Annotated in this window: 14 protein-coding genes; 10 read left to right on the forward strand and 4 right to left on the reverse strand. The window is 73.2% G+C overall.

Annotated elements, in window-relative coordinates; all coding sequences use genetic code 11:
- Position 1: 1 nt before the first annotated feature.
- From DFP74_RS23135 to DFP74_RS23145, 3 genes are all read right to left on the reverse strand, one after another.
- On the reverse strand, positions 2–1,717 hold the full coding sequence (locus DFP74_RS23135; RefSeq protein ID WP_121184684.1) for a CBM35 domain-containing protein: 1,716 nt from the start codon (positions 1,715–1,717) through the stop codon (positions 2–4).
- Positions 1,718–1,855: 138 nt separating this feature from the next.
- Positions 1,856–2,557, reverse strand: coding sequence for a pentapeptide repeat-containing protein (locus DFP74_RS23140; RefSeq protein WP_121184686.1), 702 nt, complete (start codon positions 2,555–2,557; stop codon positions 1,856–1,858).
- Positions 2,558–2,615: 58 nt separating this feature from the next.
- Complete coding sequence (locus DFP74_RS23145) at positions 2,616–4,190, reverse strand: PucR family transcriptional regulator (protein WP_121184687.1); 1,575 nt, start codon at positions 4,188–4,190, stop codon at positions 2,616–2,618.
- A 282-nt stretch (positions 4,191–4,472) separates the two neighbouring features.
- On the opposite strand from DFP74_RS23145, the gene DFP74_RS23150 reads away from it, so the two are divergent.
- The 10 genes from DFP74_RS23150 (at position 4,473) to DFP74_RS23200 (ending at position 19,520) form a co-directional block, all read left to right on the forward strand.
- Entirely contained in the window at positions 4,473–5,342 is an 870-nt protein-coding gene (locus DFP74_RS23150; RefSeq protein WP_121184688.1) for a xanthine dehydrogenase family protein subunit M, read from the forward strand.
- Positions 5,333–5,851 (forward strand): (2Fe-2S)-binding protein, encoded by a 519-nt coding sequence (locus DFP74_RS23155; protein WP_121184689.1) that lies wholly within the window; start codon positions 5,333–5,335, stop codon positions 5,849–5,851. The genes DFP74_RS23150 and DFP74_RS23155 overlap by 10 nt, the downstream gene beginning before the upstream one ends.
- Entirely contained in the window at positions 5,844–7,199 is a 1,356-nt protein-coding gene (locus tag DFP74_RS23160) for an 8-oxoguanine deaminase (RefSeq protein ID WP_121184691.1), read from the forward strand. The genes DFP74_RS23155 and DFP74_RS23160 overlap by 8 nt, the downstream gene beginning before the upstream one ends.
- Positions 7,199–9,634, forward strand: coding sequence for a xanthine dehydrogenase family protein molybdopterin-binding subunit (locus DFP74_RS23165; protein ID WP_121184693.1), 2,436 nt, complete (start codon positions 7,199–7,201; stop codon positions 9,632–9,634). Before DFP74_RS23160 ends, DFP74_RS23165 begins: the two co-directional genes overlap by 1 nt.
- A 194-nt stretch (positions 9,635–9,828) precedes the next feature.
- Positions 9,829–11,265: an NCS2 family permease gene (locus tag DFP74_RS23170; protein ID WP_121184695.1), complete on the forward strand. Its 1,437-nt coding sequence runs from the start codon at positions 9,829–9,831 to the stop codon at positions 11,263–11,265.
- A gap of 177 nt (positions 11,266–11,442) precedes the next feature.
- Positions 11,443–13,314, forward strand: coding sequence for a serine/threonine-protein kinase (locus tag DFP74_RS23175; RefSeq protein WP_121184697.1), 1,872 nt, complete (start codon positions 11,443–11,445; stop codon positions 13,312–13,314).
- An 825-nt stretch (positions 13,315–14,139) separates the two neighbouring features.
- Positions 14,140–16,779 (forward strand): molybdopterin-dependent oxidoreductase, encoded by a 2,640-nt coding sequence (locus DFP74_RS23185; protein WP_121184699.1) that lies wholly within the window; start codon positions 14,140–14,142, stop codon positions 16,777–16,779.
- Positions 16,776–17,759 (forward strand): xanthine dehydrogenase family protein subunit M, encoded by a 984-nt coding sequence (locus tag DFP74_RS23190; RefSeq protein ID WP_121184701.1) that lies wholly within the window; start codon positions 16,776–16,778, stop codon positions 17,757–17,759. The genes DFP74_RS23185 and DFP74_RS23190 overlap by 4 nt, the downstream gene beginning before the upstream one ends.
- Positions 17,760–17,865: 106 nt before the next feature.
- Complete coding sequence (locus DFP74_RS23195) at positions 17,866–18,252, forward strand: hypothetical protein (protein ID WP_199725757.1); 387 nt, start codon at positions 17,866–17,868, stop codon at positions 18,250–18,252.
- Positions 18,253–18,368: 116 nt separating this feature from the next.
- Positions 18,369–19,520, forward strand: a complete 1,152-nt coding sequence (locus DFP74_RS23200; RefSeq protein ID WP_121188457.1) for an epoxide hydrolase family protein — start codon at positions 18,369–18,371, stop codon at positions 19,518–19,520.
- 289 nt (positions 19,521–19,809) lie between these two features.
- Here DFP74_RS23200 and DFP74_RS23205 read toward each other — a convergent pair whose 3' ends face one another.
- Complete coding sequence (locus tag DFP74_RS23205) at positions 19,810–22,029, reverse strand: molybdopterin oxidoreductase family protein (protein ID WP_121184703.1); 2,220 nt, start codon at positions 22,027–22,029, stop codon at positions 19,810–19,812.
- Positions 22,030–22,164 lie beyond the last annotated feature (135 nt).

A 22,164-nucleotide genomic window follows, 5' to 3' on the forward strand; every position in this document is an offset into this window, starting at 1 on the left:
GTCAGGACAGCGTGATGCTGTCGATCTCGGCGTAGCCGGTACCGCCCTCGAAGTGGGGCGAGCCCTTGGCCAGCCGGATGACGTTGTATCCGGCGTCGAGGTCGACGGTCACGCTCGTGGTCTCGAACTGCCCCCATCCGGCGGTCGGGGCGTAGGAGACCGTGGACCAGTCGCTGCCGTTGTAGGCCAGGCCGTGCGTGGAGGTCGCCCCGGTGCCGTTGGCGTAGTCGATCGTCATCGTGTAGCTCCTGTCCTCGGGCACGTCGACGGTGAAGTCCACGAAGGAGTCCGAGCGCATGTCCTCGTCCCCGTCGATGCCGCCCACGTAGTAGCCGTTCGACGCCTGGCCGGAGGACCTGGTCTGGGCGTTGACGACCGTGGCGTTCTCCGCCTCGTACACCTGCTGCCAGGACGTGGTCGGACCGCCCGCAGGGGTGACCAGGAGCTGGTAGGCGCCCTCGGCGTCCATACCGTTCACGGGAACCGAGATCCGGCCGCCGGAGACGGCCATGGTCGTCTCGCGCACGACGGTGGGCTGGGCGACGTGGGTGTGCCGACCCGAGCCGGGGGTGGACAGGACGCGCACGTCGACCGAGGAGCCGAACGAGTCCAGTCCGGTGACGTCCACGGTGTTGTCGCCCCAGTCGCCGCCGAAGGCGACGTTGACGATCTGGCGGCTGGAGTCGTAGGAGGCCACGCCGTCCAGCCAGCTCTCCGGCGTCGTCGCCACGATGTTGCCGGTCATCTCCCCGTACCAGCGGTAGAGCCAGTACGACGCGGTCGGCTCGTCGTCCAGGGTGAACAGCCCGTCGAAGGTGCCGGCCTCGAACCAGTACGCGCGGTGCGCCTCGCGCGCCCCGTGGCGCTCGAACGCGCTCATCCAGTGCAGGGCCACGCTGGGGATGTCCATCTGGTTGAAGCTGTTGTACTCGTTGATGGCGATCGGGCGCGGCGAGATGCCGAGCCGCTCCTCGATGGCCCGGTAGTCGGCGACGTGGTCGTCGAAGGAGTTCCAGTTCGTGTCGTCGAGTTCGTGCCACACGATCACGTCCGGCAGCGTGTCGGTGTCGCGGGCGTGGGTCATGAAGTCGAGCATGTCGTCGTGGCGGTAGACCGCCGGGCTCGGTCCCACGATGGGGGTGACCGAGTCCAGGGAACGCACCAGGTCGTAGGTGCGCGTCCAGCCGTCGTTGAAGGAGCCCGCCTCCTGGGTGTCCCACGTCCAGTCGGGCTCGTTCCACAGCTCCCAGCCGTGGATGTTGGTCGTGTCGGTCGCGGCCAGGCGGTCCTCGACCATGGTCGTGACCTTCTGCTCCCAGTCGTCCCAGCCCTGCCACTCGTAGGGGAAGGTCGGGTAGATGTCGGGCAGGCGGATGAACTGCTGGGCGCCGGCCCTGGTGATGTTGTGTCCGACGTCGAGCGCGTCGCAGCACGGTTCGGTGGCGCCGTTGCCCAGGTGGGTGGTGCCGGGCGGGGGCTGGGTGAAGCTGGTCGGGTTCAGCGGCAGCAGCATGTCCGTGGTCGGCTGGGAGTCGGAGCCGACGCCGTAGAGGCCGCCGGCGGCGACCTGTGTCGCCGGGCGCACGACCTGCCCGACGTCGACGGTGAGGGTCAGGTCGGCGGCGTTGGCGGGGGAGGTGGGGCCCGCGACGACGAGGCCGGCGAGCAGGGTGAGGGCGGACAGGCGCGCGAGCGCCCGTTTCGACGGGGGGTTCATTGTTCTCCTCAAGGAGGTGTCGAACCGGTTCGACAACCCGGTTCGCGACCGACGCTAGTTTCGAACGCCGTTCGCTGCAAGACACCTTCCGGACACTCCGCAGGCGGGCGCCCAAGCGCGCCCGCACGTGCGCGCCCACTACTCCACGACCGTGATGCCCAGCGCCCCCAGGATGAGCCCCGCCTGGGCCGGGCTGATGTTCGCGCCCCGCAGGTACCCGGCCTGTTGCAGGGAGAGCTCCCCCAGGTCGGCGCCGCGCACGTCCGCGCCCTGGAACCTGGCGTTGACCAGGTTGGCCCCGCGCAGCCGCGACTCCGCCCACACCGTCTCGCGCAGGTCCGCACTGGCCAGGTCGGCCTCGTCCATGCGCAGCCCCTCCAGCGACTGCCCGCGCAGGGACAGGCCCTTGCACCGCGCCAGCATGAGGTTGCAGTGCGCGAAGGAGTACCCCACCCCGCGCAGCGACGTCAGTCCCGCACCCGTCATCCGGCAGCCGGAGAAGGCCGCGTCGGTGAGCAGCGCGCTCTGCCAGCGCGTGTTGGCCAGGTCCACCCGCTCGAACCGGGCGTCGGCGCACTCCGCCCCGGAGAAGGTCGCACCCGAGGCGCTGCCGCCCGCGAAGCGCGACCCGTCCAGGAGCGCCCGGTCCAGCCGGGCGCCGTCCAGGCGGCAGTCGGTGAAGACGGCGTCCACGAGATCGGTCTCGCGCAGGTCGGCCTCGGTGAGGTCGCAGCGCGTGAACTCCCGGCGCTGCCCGAGCGGCTTGGCGAGGGCGTCGCGCAGATCCGTCCCGGACAGGTCGGCGTCGGTGGTCAGGGGCGAGGAAAGGTCGGTACTCATCGCGCGCACCCTAACCGCCGGCGGTGACAGAACCGGGACAGCGCGCTCGGTCGCGGCGTCAGTCGCGCAGCTTGAGCGCCAGGAACAGGTCGACGCGGTGTTCGAGGCTGCTCATGTCGCGGCCGGTGAGCTCCTCCACGCGGCCGATCCGGTAGCGCAGGGTGTTGACGTGGACGTGCATGGCCGCGGCGCAGCGCTGCCAGGAGCCGGAGTGCTCCAGGAACCGCTCCAGCGTCACCACCAGCTCCGAGCGGTGGTCGCGGTCGTAGGCCACCAGGGGGCCCAGCAGGCGTTCGCGGTAGGACGTCTGCACCTCTTCGGGCACCGAGGCCAGCAGCAGCTCGTGGGAGTCGATCTCCGCCCCGGCGATGACGCGTGAGCGTCCGCCGCGCAGCTCGGCCAGCCGGCGCGCGTGGCGGGCCTCCACGGCGGCCCCGCGCAGCTCGGGCACCCCGTGCGCGGCCGAGCTCAGGCCGATGGCGAGCCGGTAGTCCAGCAATCCGCCCTCCAGCACGCGCGCGCGGTGGACGAGTTCGGAGCGGATCTCCTCGGCGCGCTCGCGCGCCCGCGAGTCCCCGCCCTCGACCGGGACCACGGCCAGGGTGTCGTTCTCGCCGGTCACGACGGCGCCGGGCCAGTCCGCGACGAGTTCGGTGAGCACCCGGCGCGCCAGGTCGGGCACGCGCGGCTCGGGCATCATCACGGCGCTGACGACCACGTGCCCCCCGTCCCTGGCCCCGGCGGAGGCGCCCGTGCCGTCCATGAGCGCGGTGACCTCGTCGAAGCGCTGCGCGGCCAGCAGGCGGGGCAGTCCCTCCAGGTGGCGGGCGTCGGTCAGGGCGCGCTCCTCCACGCGGCTGCGCGCCAGCACCGACACCGACACCAGTTCGGCGGCGGCCTCGTGCTCCTCGTCGCCCCACGTCTGGTGGTCGCCGGCGCAGACCAGCAGCCAGTTCGACAGCGGATGGGAGTCCTTGGCCTGGACGGGTACGACGGTGAGCACGCGGCCGCCCTCGACGGGCAGTCGGGTGGTGTGGGGGAAGGACGACCAGGTCAGGGCTCTGGCGGCGATCCACTCGCGATCGTGCTCGGCCAGGGGTTCGGCGGTCGCGGCCACGTGGCGGCCGGTGGAGGAGATCACCCAGGCCCGCATCGAGGCGTGGGTGGCGGCGTCGGCGAAGGCGGAGGGGAAGTCGGCGCCCGCGGCGACCTCCGCCATCAGGCGGCGGTGGCGGTCCCGGGTCTCGGCGATGGTGGTGAAGCGGCGTTGGGTGAGCGAGCGCAGGACCTCTTCGGTGACCGCGCCGAAGGAGGTCTCCGAGGGCACCTCGACGAGCGGGATGTCGTGCGCCTGGCAGGCGGCCAGCAGGTCCGGGGGGACCTCGCCCAGGGCGGTGCCCGCGCCGATCGCGACGGCGCCGGCGCTGACCACGGAGGACACGAAGGTCTCGGAGTCCTCGGGCCGGGTACGCCACATCATGCCGGTCAGGACGAACTCGCCACCGCGCAGGTACCGGGCGGGCTCGAGCAGATCCGTGGTGTAGGCCCAGCGCACGGTGCGGTGCTGGTGCTCGGCTCCCCACAGGAACCGCAGGTGCAGCCGCTTGACGGCGACCAGCTCACTGATCTGCATGGACTTCCCTCAGAACTCTCGTGGGCGGGCCGTGGCCCGCGGGTGGTGCGCGCGTTCGGCGTCGCGCGGGGGCGGTGGAGGCTCCCGGCACCGATTGTTCGCCTGATCGACGCTTGTAGGAAACGACCAACGATAACTCTTCGTTCCACTGGCACTTCATGGCATCACGTGCTAGTTGGACGCCCGTCGTCGGTGGTCTACTTCACACCACTACCTGATTGACCGAGGAGTTGCGTACACCGACCGCTGACCGATCTGACCTGGCGAGCAACGAGGACAAGCATGGAATTCCTGAGTCCCTCCACACTGGAGGAGGCGCTTGAGGCCAAGAGCGCCCACCCGGACGGGGTGCCCATCATGGGCGGAACCGACGTCATGGTGGAACTCAACTTCGACAAACGGCGTCCGTCGACCCTGATCGACCTGGCCCGCGTGCCCGAACTGGGCGAGTGGGGCACCGACGGCGACCACATCCGCCTGGGCGCGGGTGTGCCCTACTCCACGATCGTCGAGCACCTTGGACAGAGCGCTCCCGCTCTCTCCAAGGCCTCGCGCACCGTCGCCTCCCCGCAGATCCGCAACCGCGGCTCCGTGGGCGGCAACCTGGGCGGCGCCTCGCCCGCGGGGGACGCCCATCCTCCCCTGCTCGCCACCGACGCCGTCATCGAGCTGGCCTCGGTCCGCGGCCTCCGGCGGGTCCCCGCCCGGGAGTTCTACCTCTCCTTCCGGACGACCGCCCGCCAGGACGACGAGCTCATCACGGCCGTGCTGCTGCCCGAGCCCAAGGGCCCGCAGCAGTTCGCCAAGATCGGCACCCGCAACGCCATGGTCATCTCCGTGGCCGCCTTCAGCCTGGCCCTGGACGCGGAGAAGCGCACCGTGGGCACGGGCCTGGGATCGGTGGCGCCGACCCCGATCCGCGCCGAGGAGGCCGAGGCGTTCCTGGCCGCCGAGTTCGACTGGGAGGGCGCCGCCCTGCCGTCGGAGAGCCTCGTACGGCGCTTCGGCGAGCTGGTGGCCTCCGTCACCCGCCCCATCGACGACCAGCGCGGCACCGCGCAGTACCGCACCCACTCCATGGCCGTGATGGCGCGGCGCGCGCTGACCTGGTCGGCCACCGAGTACCGGAAGGGAGTCACGCGATGCGCGTGAACGTCAACGTCAACGGCGAGGACATGACCGCCGAGAACGTGTGGCCGGGCGAGAGCCTGCTGTACGTCCTGCGCGAGCGCCTGGGCCTGCCGGGCAGCAAGAACGCCTGTGAGCAGGGCGAGTGCGGCTCGTGCACCGTCTACTTCGACGGTGTGACGGCCTGTTCGTGCATGATCGCCGCCGGGCAGGCCGAGGGCCGCACGGTCCGCACGGTCGAGGGCCTGGCCGAGGAGCCCGGCAAGGGCTCGGACCGCACCCTGGGCACCGTCCAGGACGCGTTCGTCGAGGCCGGCGCCGTCCAGTGCGGATTCTGCACCCCGGGCCTGCTGGTGCAGACCGACGACCTGTTGGAGCGCACCGTGGGCGCGGGCAAGGGCGCCCCCGACGACGCCGAGATCCGTGAGGCGCTGGCCGGGAACCTGTGCCGCTGCACCGGCTACGAGAAGATCATCGACGCCGTGCACCTGGCCGCCGCGCGCCGCTGCGAGAGCGGAGCGGCGCATGAGTGACGTGACCGTCATCGAGGGCGCCCACGTCGTGACCGTGGACGGCGCCGAGTACGCCCAGGGCCACATCGTGGTGCGCGACGGCCGCATCGGGGCCGTCGGAGCCGGGCCCGCCCCCGAGATCCCGGGCGCCCGCAAGGTGGACGGTCGCGGCTGCCTGGCGACGCCGGGCCTGGTCAACACGCACAACCACCTCTACCAGTGGGCCACCCAGGGGCTGTTCGCCGACGGGACCCTCTTCGAGTGGCTGGTGGGTTCGTACGAGATCTGGCACCGCCTGGACGCGGAGGTCGTGGGCAACACGACGTCGGCGGGGATGAGCCACCTCGCGCTGTCGGGGTGCACGACCGCCTCGGACCACCACTACATCTTCCCCTCGGGCCGGGGCGACATCGTCGCCGCCGAGGTGGCCGCCGCCCGCGAGGTCGGCATCCGCCTGGACCTGGCCCGCGGGTCGATGGACCGGGGCCACAGCTCCGGCGGGCTGCCGCCGGACAGCGTCGTGGAGAGCCTGGAGGAGGCGCTGGCGGCCACGGGCGCCGCCATCGACACCCACCACGACGCCTCCTTCGACGCCATGACGCGCGTGTCCGTGGCGCCCTGCTCCCCGTTCTCGGTGAGCCGGGAGCTGATGGTCGGCGCGGCCGAGCTGGCCCGCGCCAAGGGCGTGCGCCTGCACACCCACCTCGCCGAGACGCTCGACGAGGAGGAGAAGTGCCTGGCCGAGTTCGGGTGCACTCCGGTCGAGTACGCGGAGAAGCTCGGCTGGCTGGGCGAGGACGTGTGGTTCGCGCACGCGGTGCACCTGTCCGACGCCGCCATCGCGCGGATCGCGGCCACCGGCACCGGTATCGCGCACTGCCCCACCTCCAACGCACGGCTGGGCGCGGGCATCTGCCGCACCACCGAGCTGCTGGAGGCCGGCGCGCACGTGGGTCTGGGCGTGGACGGCCCGGCCTCCAGCGAGCTGACCCCGCTGGCCGGGGAGATGCACCAGGCGCTGCTGATGGCGCGCGCCCGCAAGGGTCCGCAGGCGCTCAGCGCCCGCCAGGCCCTGCACATGGCCACCCTGGGCGGCGCCCGGGTGCTGGGACGCGACGCCGAGCTCGGTTCGCTCACCGTCGGCAAGCTCGCCGACATCGCCCTGTGGCGGGTGGACGGCTTCGGCTACGACGTGATCGACGACCCGGTGGTGGCGACGGTCTTCGGCCCGACGCCGCCCCTGGAGCGCCTGCTGGTCGGCGGCCGTACCGTCGTCGACCGCGGAGAGCTTCGCACCCTCTCCGCCGACACCGCCGCCGCGCGCGGCCGGGCCGCGCACCGCGCCCTGCTTCAGGAGGTGAACCGCTGATGGCCACGACGACCACCCCGACCGTCACGGACCTGTCCAGTACCACCAGGGACGGTCTGGGATCGAGCCCGCGCCGGCCCGACGGCACGCTCAAGGTGACCGGGGAGTTCGCCTACTCCTCGGACATGTGGATGGAGGACATGCTGTGGGGGATGACCCTGCGCAGCCCCCACCCGCACGCCAAAATCCTGGGCATCGACATCACCGAGGCGCTCAAGGTCCCCGGTGTGGAGACCGTGCTCACGCACGAGGACGTCCCCGGCGCCAAGCGCTACGGCCTGGAGTACAAGGACCAGCCCGTGCTGGCCTTCGGCAAGGTGCGCTACAAGGGCGAGCCGGTGGCCCTGGTGGCCGCCGACCACCCCGAGACCGCGCGCCGCGCCCTGGAGCGGATCAAGGTCGACTACGAGGTCCTGCCCCCGGTCAGCGACTCGCGCCGGGCGGCCCTGGACCCGGAGTACCCGCTGGTCCACGAGGCGGGCAGCCTCAAGATCCACGAGGAGTACCACCAGTCCGGCAACCGGGTGCGCTACCAGCCCATCCGCACCGGCGGGTTCCGGGACGTGGCGGGGCACAAGGAGCGTGAGCGGGAGGTCCTGGACGGCCTGCGCGCCCAGGCCGACGCGGTCGTGGAGACCGAGTACGAGGTCGGCATGCAGGACCAGGCGTTCCTGGGTCCCGAGTCCGGCCTGGCCGTTCCCGAGGAGGACGGCGGCGTCCACCTGTACGTCGCCACCCAGTGGCTGCACAGCGACCTCTGGCAGATCGTGCCCTGCCTCGGCCTGCCCGAGGACAAGGTGCGGATGACCATGGCGGGGGTCGGCGGGGCCTTCGGCGGCCGCGAGGACCTGTCGATGCAGATCCACGGCGCCATGCTCGCGCTGCGCACCGGCAAGCCGGTCAAGATCGTGTACAACCGCGAGGAGTCCTTCGTCGGGCACGTGCACCGGCACCCGGCCAAGATGCGCTTCGAGCACGGCGCCAAGGCCGACGGCACGCTGCTGTACGCCACGCTGGAGATCATCGTGGACGGCGGCGCCTACGCCTCGGCCACGCCGGCCGTGGTGGGTGTGGCCTCCTCGCTGGGCATCGGCCCCTACGAGGTGCCCCACGTCCTGGTGGACGCCTACGGGGTCTACACCACGAACCCGCCGTGCGGGGCGATGCGCGGTTTCGGCGCGGTCCAGGCGTGCTTCGGCTACGAGTCGCAGATGGACAAGCTCGCCGAGAAGCTCGGTATGCACCCGGTGGACCTGCGGATCAAGAACGCCATGTCGCAGGGTTCGCGGATCATCACGGGCCAGGAGCTGCACAGCCCGCTGCCGATGGCGGACATGCTCCAGCGGGCCCGTGAGCTGCCGATGCCCGTGGACCGCTCCGAGCTGCCCGACCCCTCCGACCTGCGCACCCTGCCGGGCGGCGTGGCCGGGACGACGCACGGCGAGGGTGTCGTGCGCGGTGTGGGCTACGGCGTGGGCCTGAAGAACCTGTGCTTCTCGGAGGGCTTCGACGACTACTCCACCGCACGGGTGCGGCTGGAGATCGCGGCCGGCGAGCCGATCGTGCTCGTGCACACCGCGGCCGCCGAGGTCGGCCAGGGGCTGGTCACCGTCAAGGGCCAGATCGCCCGTACCGAGCTCGGTGTGGAGAACGTGGTCATCAACCCGTCCGACACCCGCGTGGGCTCGGCCGGCTCCTCCTCGGCCTCCCGCCAGTCGTACATGACCGGCGGAGCGGTCAAGCTCGCCTGTGAGGCCGTGCGCGCGTCGGTGTTCGCGACCGCCCGCGAACGCGGTGTGGTCCCGATCGACCGGGACGACGCGGACCTGTCCCTGGTGGGCGGCAAGCTGGTCTCGGCGACCGACGGCGTGCTGATCTCGCTGGCCGACCTCTTGGGCGAGTCCGCGAGCGGCGGCACGGTCGTCGAGGAGACCCGCGAGCACCACCACCGCCCGACCGAGATGATCGACCCGGTCCTGGGCCAGGGCTCCTCGCACACCCAGTTCGGGATGTGCGTGCACCGCGCCGTGGTGGACGTGGACGTGGAGCTCGGCCTGGTCAAGGTCGTGGCCCTGGACGCGGTCCAGGACGTGGGCAAGGTGCTGCACCCGCAGCAGCTCGCCGGTCAGATCCAGGGCGCCTCGACCCAGGGCCTGGGCCTGGCGCTGATGGAGGAGATCCAGGTCAAGGACAGCGAGATCCGCAACCCGTCCTTCACCGACTACCTGATCCCGACCATCCTGGACACTCCGCCGATGCGCATCGAGGTGCTGGAGCACCCGGACCCGCACGCGCCCTACGGGCTGCGCGGCGCGGGCGAGCCGCCCACGCTGTCGTCGACGCCGGCGATCGTGGCGGCGGTGCGCGACGCGACCGGCCGCGCGCTGACGCACGCGCCGGTGCGGCCGGAGGACATCGTCGGCATCGACCTGTGATCCGGGGCGGCGGACACGCCCGCCGCCCCCGTCACTCTTGAACCACCCGCCCCGGCTCCGCCGGCGCCCTCGGCACCGGGGCGGGTGCCAGGCAGGACAGCGCGGTTCTGCGCTACGCACAAGTGACTACTTTCCGTAGTCATCCCCCCGCACATGGCGATCTTCGCCATGCTCATCTCCCTCCAGGAGGGGACATGACCAGTACCAAGGACGGTGTCGCGCCCGAGGCGCACACCGCGCCGGCTCGATCCTGGCTCGACCGCTTCTTCTTCATCAGTGAGCGCGGATCCACCGTCGGCCGCGAGATCCGCGGCGGCCTCACGACCTTCATGGCGATGGCCTACATCATCGTCCTGAACCCGATCATCCTCGGCGGCGTCCCCGACGCCAACGGGGACTTCCTCTCCCCCGCCCAGCTGACCACGATGACCGCGCTGGCCGCCGGTCTCGTCACGATCATGATGGGCCTGGTGGGACGCGCGCCGATCGCCTGCGCCGCCGCCCTGGGCGTCATGGCGGTGGTCGCCTACCAGGCCGCTCCCGTCATGGCCTGGCCCGAGGTGATGGGCCTGGTGGTCTGGCAGGGCATCGCCATCATCCTGATGGTGGTGACCGGCGTACGCACCGCGGTGATGAACGCCCTCCCCCACAACCTCAAGATGGCGATCGGCGTGGGCATCGGCCTGTTCGTCTCGCTCATCGGCCTGTCCAACGCCGGGTTCGTCAGCGCCGGCGAGGGCGGGCTGCTCCAGCTCGGCACCGCGGGAGGCGGCGGGCACCTCGACGGCTGGCCGATCCTGGTGTTCGTCGCCGGACTGGTGCTGGCCAGCGTCCTGCTGGTGCGCGGCGTGCCGGGCGCGATCTTCTACGGGATCGTGGGCGCCACCGTGCTGGCGATCGTCGTCCACTACGCCGCGGGACTGAGCGACCAGGCGTGGGGCGGCGGCAGCCCGAGCCTGCCCGGCAACCCGGTCGCGATCCCCGACTTCGGCCTGCTGTTCCAGGTGGACATGGTCGGCGCCTGGACCTCGGCGGGCGTGACGACGGCCGGCGTCATCCTGTTCACGCTCGTGCTGGCCGGGTTCTTCGACGCGCTGGGCACGATCCTGGCCATCGGCACCAAGGCCAACATCGCGGGAGCCGACGGGCAGATGCCCCGGGTGAACCAGATCCTGATCACCGACGGCGCGGGCGCCGTGACCGGCGGCCTGACCAGTTCCTCGGCCACGCTGGTGTTCGTGGAGTCCACCGCCGGAGTGAGCGAGGGCGCCCGGACGGGTCTGGCGAGCGTGGTGACGGGGCTGTTCTTCCTCGCCGCGATCTTCTTCGCGCCGGTGTTCGGCATGGTGCCCTCCGAGGCGGCCTCGGTGGCGATGGTGCTGGTGGGCGCCATGATGATGATGCACATCCGGGAGATCGACTGGTCGGACATCTCCATCGCGATCCCCGCGTTCCTCACCATCGCCATGATGCCGTTCACCTACGACATCGCCAGCGGCATCGGGATCGGGATCATCGCCTACACCCTGGTCAAGACCGCGCAGGGCCGCCTCGTCGAGGTCGGCTGGCTGATGTGGCTGCTCTCGGCCGTGTTCGCCTTCCACTTCGCGATGCACGCGCTGGGGCTCTGACCCCGCCCTCCCGGCTGACGGCTCGGGCCGGTTCGCACACATGTGTGGACCGGCCTGCCCGTGTGTCCGGAAAAAGACAGGAGACTGTGACCTCCGGGTAAGAACCGCTGGTGGTGGGCGCCACGTCACAGTGGCAGAGGATCCCACCGGCGACACCCCGCAGACAGGGCGCATTCCATGACGACTCCCCTGACCCCCTCCGACCCGACCACCATCGGCCCCTACTCCCTGGACGCCCGCATCGACGCCGGCGGGCAGGGCACCGTGTACCTGGGCCGCGCCGCCGACGGCTCGCCCGCCGCGGTCAAGGTGCTGACCGGGCTCTGGGGGCAGGACGGGCGCCAGCGGGCGCGTTTCGCCAGGGAGCTGGCCGCGGCCCGCACGGTCGCCCCGTTCTGCACCGCGGCGGTGCTGGACGCCGACATGGACGCGGACGTGCCCTACATCGCCAGCGAGTACGTCCCCGGGCCGACCCTGCGCTCGGCGGTGACGGACGAGGGCCCGCGCACGGGGGCGGCGCTGGACCGGTTGGCGATCGCCATCGTCACGGCGCTGGCCGCCGTGCACGAGGCGGGCGTGGTGCACCGCGACCTCAAACCCGGCAACGTCATCCTGGGCCCGGACGGTCCCCGGGTGATCGACTTCGGTATCGCGCGCTTCACCGACGCCACACAGCAGACCACGACCGTGGCGGGCACGCCCGCCTACATGGCGCCGGAGCAGATCCAGGGCCTGCCCGCGTCCCCGGCCGGCGACATGTTCTCGTGGGCGGCGGTCATGGCCTTCGCCGCCACCGGCCGACACGCCTTCCCGGGCGAGAACACCATGGCGGTGATCGACCGGGTGCTGAGCCAGGAGCCGGAGCTGGAGGGCGTGCCGGAACGGCTGCTGCCGGTCCTGCGCCGGTGCCTGGACAAGGATCCGGCCGCACGGCCGAGCGCGGTGCAGGTGCTGGACCGGCTGATCGGACGCACTCCGTCGGCGGCCGCGCCGGTGGCGCGCACGGCGGTGCTGGAGGAGGTGTCCACGGCCGTGGACCAGGGCACGGCGCGCATCCGCGTGGGGCCGTGGGTCCCGTTCGCGGCCGGGACCGCGGACCCGGCCACGGGAGGTGCGGCGACGGAGGAGGCCGTGGAAGGCGGGGCCGCGGACGCGACGGCGGCCGGGCCCGAGCCGGACACGTCGGCCGGGCCGGCTCCCGGTACCTCGAACGGCGCAGGCGCCTCGCCCCAGGGCGAGCACATACAGCGGGGCCCGGCGGACGCGGGTGCCGGTCCCGCCGCGGACCCGGCAGGCGGGGGCTCGGCGGGACACGGCGGTTCCGGCGGCGCGGGGGCACCCGGCACGGGCGCCGGCGACCGCTGGAGCCCGGACGAGGCTCCGACCGAGCGCGAGGGCTTCCCTGCCCCGGGCGGCGTCGCGCCCACGGCCCGGATCGGCGGCGCGCCGACGCGGGCCCTGTCGTCGCGGCCCGGGCGGGTGTCGGGGGGCCGGCGCTCGGACCGGCGCCGGAGGCGGCCGGCTCTGGTGACCGCGGGCCTGGTGGCGGTGCTCGGGGTGCTGGCGGCGGTGCTGCTGTGGTCCTCCGAGCGGGGCGCCCTCGATCCGGCGGTGCCCACCGGGTCGACTCCTTCCGACACCCCCGCGGACACCGTCTCCGATGAGCCGAGCCACTCCCAGGAGGAGGCCCCGGCCGAGGCGGTGGAGGAGGACGGATCGCCCGCCCCGGTGGAGGAGGGGACGCACGAGCCGGAGTGGACACCGCCCACGACGGACTGCCACGCCGACCCGCACGCCGAGGGGTGCGCGGGAACGGGCGGGTGCGAGGACGATCCCGCGGCCTGTGAGGAGACCACCGACGAGGGCGACCCGGGTACGGGCGAGGACACCGACGGCGGTGGCGAGGGCGGCGGCACCGGCGGCGGTGGCGAGGAAGGCGCCGGGGAAGGTACGGGGGACGGTACGGGCGGCGCGGGCCCCGATGCGGGGGGCGGCACCGCACCGCGGGACGGTGAGTTCACCACGACCGGCGACGACGGCGAGTCCTAGAGCCCGCCTTCGGTCCCTGAGCCTGGCCAACGCAGGGATGCGCACACGAGGGCCACCTTTACGATGTAGATTTCCCACTGGTCCGCCGGACGGATGCCGAACCGGACCGGTCCCGCGCGCGTCGAACCCACGGCACCGTCCCACCGTCACGAGAGATCACCAGCGTGTCCTTGCTTGGAGTCTCATCGACTCTCAGCCTCCCGGGCGTCTCCGTCCGGGAGGTCCGTCACGGGATCACCACAACCGTAGCTGTCCGGTGTCTTGAGGACGGTGCCCCGTTTCCTTCCGCTTGCGCGGTCTTGCGCCACCTGCCCGCCCCGTACCCGCCGTGTGGCGGGTACGGGTGGTGCGGGTCTGACGGTCGGCTCCACGGGCCTTCGGCGCTCTCGCACCCCGGTCTCCGGCCACTCCGGTACCGGTACAACAGTCCCCCGCCAGCTTGGCGAGGTTGCGTGCGGCGTTGACGTCCCGGTCCACACCAGGTCGCATCCGTCGCAGTCGAACACCCGCACGTGGTCATCGGCACCCTTCAGTACATGGCGCCCGAGCAGCTGGGCCGCGCTCGCGCCCTCCCCCGTCGTCATCGCCGACCGGGGCCAGGCGGCCGGGGTGGAGGCCGCCCACCTCCAGGTCTGCCGAGCGCTACTGCGGTGCGAGCAGGCGGAGCGGCGCCAGTCGGCACGGTTGGCGGAGCTGCGCGAGTTCCGCGGGGGCCGTGGGACCGCTCCTGGGGCGCGGGGTGGGACGTGCGTCCCGCTCGTTGACAGCACTGGGGGCCGCACATAAGTTGTCAGTGTCAACTTCGCAGCTATGGGACGGACCCACATGGACGTGGAAGTCAACGGCTCCTCCTGCCCCGCACCCGAGGGCCCCGGCGGTACGGCCGCCGACCACCTGCGCGACGGACTCGGCCTGACCGGCACGAAGGTCGCCTGCGGGACGGGCGTCTGCGGCGCCTGCACCATCCTGGTCGACGGCTCCCCCACCGTCTCCTGCCTCCTGCCCGCCGACGCGCTCGCCGGCCGTGCGGTCACCACCGTGGAAGGGCTGGGCGGCGACCACTCCGTCCAGCGGGCCTTCGCCGCACACGACGCCATGCAGTGCGGATACTGCACACCCGGCTTCGTCGTGGAGGCCGTCGCCTTCGTCGACGCCTGGCGCGCCGAGCACGGGGACGCCCGACCCGATCGCGGCGCCATCGCCGACGCTCTGGCCGGGCACCTGTGCCGCTGCGGCGCCTACGAGGGCATCTTCGCCGCCGTGGCCGACGCCTGCACCGGCGCCTTCGACGAGGCGACCGACCAGGACCCGCCCCGGATCGACGCCTTCGACAAGGTCACCGGACGCGCCGAGTTCACCGCCGACCGGCTCCCCGCCCACACGTGGGAGGCCGTGATCATCCGCTCGACCAAGGCGCACGCACGCGTGCCCTCGGTCGACCCCGGCGGCGCCCGCACCTCCCCCATCGACCCGTCCGCCGCGGACCAGGATCCCGGGCCGGTCCTGATCGAACTGCTCGCCCCCGACCGCACCGTGCGCTACGTCGGCCAGCCCATCGCCGCGGTGGCCGCACCCACGAGGGAGGGCGCCCGCGCGGCCGCCGCCGCGGTCACTGTCGCCTACGACCCCCTGCCCGCGGTCCTGGACACCGACGCCGCCCAGGCCACCGACGCCCCGGTCCTCTACTCCACCCGCGCCGAGCGGCGCGCGGCCCCGAGCTACGGCGAGGCGCCCATGCCGCCGGCCCGTTGGGACGGCAACACGCGCGGCCCCAGCACCCTGAGCCTGCGCGGGTCCACCGCCGTCCGGCGGCTGCGCGCCGCCGCCGAGCGCGACGACCCCCACTTGGTCGCGCAGGAGTACTCCACGGCCACCCAGGTGCACACACCGCTGGAACCGCACGTGTGCGTGGCCTCCTGGGAGGACGGCGACCTGCACCTGCGCGTGTCCACCCAGTCGGTGAGCCAGCTCGCCGACCGGGCCGCCGAGCACTGGGGCCTGCCCCGCGACCGGGTCCACGCGGTCACCGAGTTCGTCGGGGGCGGGTTCGGTGCCAAGAACGGGCTCAGCACGGACACGTTGGCCGCGGTGGAACTGTCCCGTCTGGCCGGGGCTCCGGTGCGCGTGTCCCTGGACCGCGCCGAGGAGCTGACCGACGCCGGGCACCGGCCCGGCACACGCACCCGGGTGGCCCTGCTCGCCGACGGCGAGGGCCGGCTGGCGGCGATGAGCGTGGACTCCTACGGCGACGGCGGTGTGTCGGTCGGGTCCGCCACGGCCACGCTCTCGTTCCTGATGTACGGGCGCTCGCCCCGCCGGGTGCGCGACTTCGACGTCGTCACCAACCGTCCCCCCGGCAAGCCGATGCGCGGCCCCGGCGGTCCGCCGATGGCCTGGGCACTGGAACAGGCCGTGGACGAGATGGCCCTGCGCCTGGGCGAGGACCCGCTGGCGCTGCGCGCCCGCTGGGACGGCAACCCCAAGCGCCGCGCCCTGTACGAGAAGGCCGCCCTGCTGGACCTGTGGCGCGACCGCCCGCGGGGCGGCGGCACCGGGCGGTTCCGCCGCGGCGTGGGGGTGGCGGCCTCCAACTGGATGTACCTGCTCGCGCCCCGGGCCAAGGTGGAGCTGGCGGTGGAGGACGGCGTGCTGGTGGCGCGCTCGGCCACCCAGGACCTGGGCACGGGCATCCGCTCCGTGCTCAACGACGTGGTCACCGAGCGGCTCGGCGTGCCGGCCTCGGCGCTGCGCGTGGAGATCGGGCACAGCTCATCGGTGCACGGCACCGGCTCCTACGGCAGCCGCACCACCACCTCCATGGGCCCGGCCGCGACCCAGGCCGCCGACCGGATGCGCGCGGTGCTGCGCGAGCACGCCCCGGAGGTGCCCGCGAGCGGACCGATCCCCGAGCGCGCCCTGAAGGAGGCGCTCACCTCCGCCGAGGGCGTGCGGGTGGTCGGCGAGCGCGCGAGGGACCGCTGGGGGCACCTCTCACCCGACCTCGACGACCTCGCCCTGGGCCGCGGGCTCAGCGGCGCCGTCCACGTCATGGAGGTCGAGGTCGACACCCTGCTGGGACGGGTGCGGCCCACCCGGTGCTGGGCGGGGATCGCCGCCGGACGCATCTACGCCGAGCGCCTGGCGCGCAACCAGTGCGAGGGCGCGGTGGTCCAGGGGGTCGGCTACGCCCTGTTCGAGGAACGCCGCGACGACCCGGCGACCGGCGTCGTGCTCACCGACAACATGGAGGACTACCGGATCCCCGGGATGGGCGACGTGCCCGAGACCGAGGTGTACTTCCACCAGGAGGGGTTCGAGCACGTGCGGGGCGGCGGGGTCGGCCTGGGCGAGGTGTCGATCGTGGGCGTGGCCGCCGCGCTCGGCAACGCCGTCCACGACGCCGTCGGCGTGCGCCCGCTGGAGCTGCCCATCCGCCCGGACCGACTGATCAGGGGCCTGCGATGACCATCACCAAACCGACGGAACTGGGGGCCGCGCTGGCCCAGCTCGACGGCACGGGCGCCCGCCCGCGGGCCGGCGGCACCGACCTGACCGCGTGCCTGGCCGCCGGGGTGGTCGAACCTGCGCCGGTGGTGGATCTGACGGGCGTGGACGACCTGCGGGGCGTGGCGTGGGCCGGGGACGGATCGGCGCGCGTGGGCGCGCTGACCCGCGTCGCCGAGCTCTCCACCGACCCCCGGCTGGCCGACGCCTATCCGGCGCTGGCCATGACCGCCGCGGCGCTGGCCACACCGCAGGTGCGGGGCACGGCCACCGTCGGCGGCAACCTGCTCCAGCGCAACCGCTGCTGGTACCTGCGCAACCCGGCCTTCGACTGCTTCCAGACGGGCGGGGACTCCTGTCCGGCCCGGTCCGGCGACCACCTGTACGGGGTGGTCGTGGACCAGGGACCGTGCGCGGCTCCGCACCCGTCCTCCCTGGCGGTGGCGCTGCTGGCGTACGGGGCCTCGGTACAGGTCGCCGGACAGCGGGAGCGCGACGTGCCCGTGGCCGCGCTCTACGACGGCACGGACCCCACCCGCGACCACGTCCTGGACCCCCGCGAGGTGCTGGTGGCGGTGGAGCTGCCGGTTCCCTCCCCCGGGGAGCGGGCCTCCTACCTGCGCGCGACGGGGCGCTCCCGCGCCGAGTGGCCGCTGGTGGAGGCGGCCGTGCGGCTGGTGTGCGCGAGCGACGGAGCGGGACCGGTCGTCTCGGCGTCCGTGGCCGTGGGCGGGGTGGCCCGCACGCCGCTGCTCCTGCCCGGCGTGGCCGAGGCGCTGGTCGACGCCGTGCCCGGGTCCGCACCGGACGAGGGCGTGGACGCCGCGCTGGCGGAGCTGGCCGACCTGTGCGACCCGCTGCCCGCCACCGGCTACAAGGTGGACCTGTTGTCGGCGACCGTCCGCGCGGCCGTGGAGCAGGCCCTGGGCTGCGCCCTCTGAGCCGCGCCCGCCCGGCCGTCCCTGACCCCGCGCCGGGCGGGCGTGCCGTCGTCGCGGGCGCGGTCCCCGGGCCGACCGGCGGAGCCGGTGGACTTAGGATCCCCCTGTGAGCGAACAGCAGCAGTACGCCCGATACCGAGAGGACGTGCGGGTCCTGGCGGCGATCGGCGCGTGCGTCGACGAACAGTCCCGCCGTGTGACCGTGCGCCTGCCACGGCCGCTGGCCGAGGCGGCGGTGGCGGCGTGGGACCGCGACGAGCCGGACCAAGCCGGTGAGGAGACCGCGGAGGAGTACGCGGCGCGGGACGGCGCCGCCGAACTGGCGCTGATCGGGCTGGCGGTCTCCGAGCGCGGCCGGTGGGAGGGCGCGGAGGTGGTCGTCGACCTGGACGTCGCCGCCGCGGGAGCCGCCGCGCAGGTAGCGCGGGACGCGCGGGAGGCGTGGGAGGCGCGCGGCCCCGGAGGGACGCCCTCCCCTCCGAACACGGTCTAACGGACCCGGTCGTACCCACCCGGTCGCCGCCGCCCATCCCCGCGAGTGGTGATCGTCCCGAGCGCGTGTACGGCCCGGGCGGCGAGAGCGGGACGGGCGGCTGCGAGAATGCGGTGATGCGTCCCCACACCATCGACTTCAGCGTTGACGACCTCTCTGACCTGCGGAAACGACTGGCTCGCACCCGTTTCCGCCAGAACCTGCCCGACGAGGACTGGCGGTGGGGCGTCCCGCAACCGTGGCTGCGCGACCTGGTGGACCACTGGCTCAACGACTATGACTGGCAGGCGACCCAGGCCGAACTGAACGCCCTGCCCCAGGTCATCGGTACGGCCGGCGGGCTGCACGTGCACGCCTTCCACGTGCGCTCCCCGCACCCGGAGGCGACGCCGTTGCTGCTGTGCCACGGATGGCCCGGATCCATCGTGGAGTTCCTCGACTGCCTGCCCGCCCTGACCGACCCCACCGCGCACGGTGGGCGGGCCGAGGACGCCTTCCACGTGGTGCTCCCCTCCATGCCCGGCTTCGGACTCTCCGGCCCCACGTCCGCTCCCGGAGCCGGTGTCGCCGCCATCGCCACCGCGTTCGCCGATCTCATGCGGCGGCTCGGGTACGAGCGGTTCGTCGCCCAGGGCGGCGACTGGGGGGCCTTCGTCGTCCGCGACCTGGGGTTGGCGCACGCCGACCGGCTGCTCGGTGCCCACATCAACTTCCCGTGGGCGGTGCCGCCTCCCGGTGTCGAGGACCCGCTCGCCGAAGCCACTCCTCAGGAACGCGCCGTCATGGAGGACAACGAGCGTGTCCACGGGGCCGACCAGGGCTACTCCATCCAGCAGGAGACCCGCCCGCACAGCATCGGCCCGGCGCTGGAGGACTCGCCCGCGGGTCTGGCCGCCTGGCTCCTGGAGAAGTTCCATACCTGGGCGGACACCCGCGAGGGGCTCCCCTACGGCGTCGACCGGTTGCTGGACAACACCATGCTGTACTGGTTGACCGGGACGGCCACCTCCGCCGCGCGGCTGTACGCCGAGTCAGTGCCGTACGGAGCCGACCCCCGGGTCTGGGGCCGCCGGGTGGAGGTGCCCACGGGTGTGGCCGTCTACCCCTACGAGAAGACCCGCGCTCCCCGCGCCTGGCTCGAACGGCAGTGGAACCTGGTCCACTGGTCCGAACAGCCGCGCGGGGGTCATTTCGCCGCCTTCGAGCAGCCGGAACTGTTCGTCGGCGACCTGCGCTCCTTCGCGCGGGCTCTGCCGCACCGAAGCTAGGGCGTGTATGACGGACACTCACCCTGCTGCGCGACGCCCCAGCGGCACCCTCACTGCGTTCTCATCAGTCAACAGCCACACCAGGATGCTTCCTTCTTCGGCCTTGCGAGGCCACCACTGGAACGCCGCTCGCGACGGGCGGCACCCGTCATACACGCCCTAGACCGCACTGTCTTCGAGGGCCGACGCCACCCGGGTTCGCAGGACTGACCGGAGTGTGCCGGGGTATCCGCCGACCCTGGTTCGCCCTCCATGACGACGAGTCCGTCAACGCCTGCCCTCCCGCGGGTCACTCCTGGGGCAGGACCACGACGGGCACGCCGTTGAGGACCGCGTTGCCCGAGAGCGGATCCACCGCCGAGGGGTCGGTGACGGCGTTGACGTTGACCCCGGGGTTCTGGGCGGCGACCGTCATCCGGGTGCCGGGCAGGCCGTGCCCCCACCCGTGCGGCAGGCTCACGACCCCGGGCATGACGGTGTCGGTGTGCTCCACGGGAGCCGTGACCTCACCGGACGCGCTGCGCAGGACGGCGTCGGCTCCGTCGGCCAGGCCCAGGCGGTCGGCGTCGTCGGGGTGCACGTGCAGGGTGCAGGTGTTGCTGCCGCCGGTGAGCCGGGGGACGTTGTGCGCCCAGCTGTTGTTCGAACGCAGGTGGCGCCGCCCCACGAGCACCAGGGAGTCGCGGCGCGCGGCCAGGCCCTCGCTCAGGCGGGCCACGTCCTCGACGAGCGGCTCGGGGCAGGCCTCCACACGCCGGGAGGCGGTGGACAGGATCTCGGGGACGCGGGAGTCCAGCGGCCCCAGGTCCACTCCGTGCGGCGCGTCCAGCAGGCTCTGGAGGGTGAGGCCGTCGGGGCGGGCACCGAAGGCGTCACCGTAGGTGCCCAGGCGCAGGAGCAGGTCGATCCGGCGCTCGGACCACGTGCCCGGGTACAGGGCGGCGGTCAGCTCGGCGGGGTCGCGGCCGTGCACGGACGAGTCGGGGTCGGCGACGGCGCGGGAGAGGATCCGGGCGGTCTCGGCCTCGTCCACCGCGTCGGGGTCGGCGTCCGGGCCCTGGCCTGCGGCGATCTGCACGAGCCTGCGCAGGATGAGGGACTCGTCGGCCTCCCCTTCCTCCAGGGGCAGGGGCGCGGGCGAGTAGCGGACGGTGTTGCGTACCGCGAGTTCGCTGAAGGCGAGGTCGAAGTGGGGGGTGCGGCTCGGCGGCGCGGGCGGGAGGATGACGTCCGCGCGGCGGGTGGTCTCGTTGAGGTAGGGGTCCACGCTCACCATGAACTCCAGACCGGGCAGCTCCCGGTCCAGGCGGTCGCCGCCGGGTGTGGACAGCACGGGGTTGCCCGCCACGGTGACCAGGGCGCGGACCTGTCCGGTGCCGGGGGTGGCGATCTCGTCGACGAGGGTCACCGCGGGCAGCTCGCCCTTGGCCTCGGGCAGGCCGCGCACACGGCTGCGCCAGCGGCCGAGCCGGAAGGGGCGGCTGCGCCCGGCGCCGGCCGGGCGGTGGGCGGGCCGGGGGAAGAGGGCGCCGCCGGGCCGGTCGAGGTTGCCGGTGATCAGGTTGAGCACGTCCACGAGCCAGCTGGTGAGGGTGCCGAACTCGGCGGTCGTGGTGCCCACGCGGGCGTAGACGGCGGCGGTGGGCGCGGCGGCCAGGTCGCGGGCCATCCGGCGGATGTGGTCGGCGTCGACCCCGCAGACGGGCGCGACGGCCTCGGGGGTGAACTCCTTGGCCAGGGCGCGCACCTGCGCCAGGCCCTCGACGTGCCCGGCCAGGGCCCCGGGGTCGGCCAGGTCCTCGGCGAAGAGGGTCTGGGCCATGGCGAAGAGCAGGTAGGCGTCGGTGCCCGGCCGGATGGGGACGTGCTCGTCGGCGAGGTCGGCGGTGCGGGTGCGGCGGGGGTCGACCACGACCAGGCGTCCGCCGCGGGCGCGCAGGGCCTTGAGCCGTCCGGGGAAGTCGGGCGCGGTGCACAGGCTGCCGTTGGACTCGACCGGGTTGGCGCCGAGCATGAGCAGGTGGTCGGTGCGGTCCAGGTCCGGGACCGGGATGGCCAGGGGGTCGCCGAACATCAGGCCGCAGGAGACGTGCTTGGGCATCTGGTCGACGGTGCTGGCGCTGTAGACGTTGGTGGTGCCGAGGGTGCGCGCGAGCAGTCCCGAGTAGAGCTGTCCGGCCACGGTGTGCACGTTGGGGTTGCCGAGGTAGGCGGCGACCGCGTCGCGGCCGTGGCGGTGCACGACTCCGGAGAGCCCGGCCTCGACCGCGGCGAAGGCCTCGGGCCAGTCGACCTCGCGCCAGTGCTCGCCCTCGCGCACCATGGGGCGGCGCAGGCGGTCGGGGTCGTTGTCCAGGGCGGGCAGGGTGGCGCCCTTCGGGCAGACGAACCCCCCGCTGAAGACGTCCTGGCGGTCGCCGCGGGCGGCGGTCACCCGTCCGGTGTCGATGGTGAGAGTGAGGCCACAGGTGGCCTCGCACAGCGGGCAGATCCGAAGTGCCGTTTCCATGGGGGCTCCCGTACATACCGGACGGTCGGTTTAATTCGACACTACCGTCGCGCGCACCATGTGTACAGGTCCGGGCCGCGTTCGCTGTGGGCGCAGCACCGCACGGCATCGCCCCCGCGGTCGCGGTGTTGTCGG

The sequence above is a fragment of the Nocardiopsis sp. Huas11 genome (assembly GCF_003634495.1).
GTDB lineage: Bacteria > Actinomycetota > Actinomycetes > Streptosporangiales > Streptosporangiaceae > Nocardiopsis.

Coding starts and splice junctions, on each gene's coding strand:
- DFP74_RS23135 (WP_121184684.1), bottom strand. CDS start 1,717: ATGAACCCCCCGTCGAAACGGGCGCTCGCGCGCCTGTCCGCCCTCACC.
- DFP74_RS23140 (WP_121184686.1), bottom strand. CDS start 2,557: ATGAGTACCGACCTTTCCTCGCCCCTGACCACCGACGCCGACCTGTCC.
- DFP74_RS23145 (WP_121184687.1), bottom strand. CDS start 4,190: ATGCAGATCAGTGAGCTGGTCGCCGTCAAGCGGCTGCACCTGCGGTTC.
- DFP74_RS23150 (WP_121184688.1), top strand. CDS start 4,473: ATGGAATTCCTGAGTCCCTCCACACTGGAGGAGGCGCTTGAGGCCAAG.
- DFP74_RS23155 (WP_121184689.1), top strand. CDS start 5,333: ATGCGCGTGAACGTCAACGTCAACGGCGAGGACATGACCGCCGAGAAC.
- DFP74_RS23160 (WP_121184691.1), top strand. CDS start 5,844: ATGAGTGACGTGACCGTCATCGAGGGCGCCCACGTCGTGACCGTGGAC.
- DFP74_RS23165 (WP_121184693.1), top strand. CDS start 7,199: ATGGCCACGACGACCACCCCGACCGTCACGGACCTGTCCAGTACCACC.
- DFP74_RS23170 (WP_121184695.1), top strand. CDS start 9,829: ATGACCAGTACCAAGGACGGTGTCGCGCCCGAGGCGCACACCGCGCCG.
- DFP74_RS23175 (WP_121184697.1), top strand. CDS start 11,443: ATGACGACTCCCCTGACCCCCTCCGACCCGACCACCATCGGCCCCTAC.
- DFP74_RS23185 (WP_121184699.1), top strand. CDS start 14,140: ATGGACGTGGAAGTCAACGGCTCCTCCTGCCCCGCACCCGAGGGCCCC.
- DFP74_RS23190 (WP_121184701.1), top strand. CDS start 16,776: ATGACCATCACCAAACCGACGGAACTGGGGGCCGCGCTGGCCCAGCTC.
- DFP74_RS23200 (WP_121188457.1), top strand. CDS start 18,369: ATGCGTCCCCACACCATCGACTTCAGCGTTGACGACCTCTCTGACCTG.
- DFP74_RS23205 (WP_121184703.1), bottom strand. CDS start 22,029: ATGGAAACGGCACTTCGGATCTGCCCGCTGTGCGAGGCCACCTGTGGC.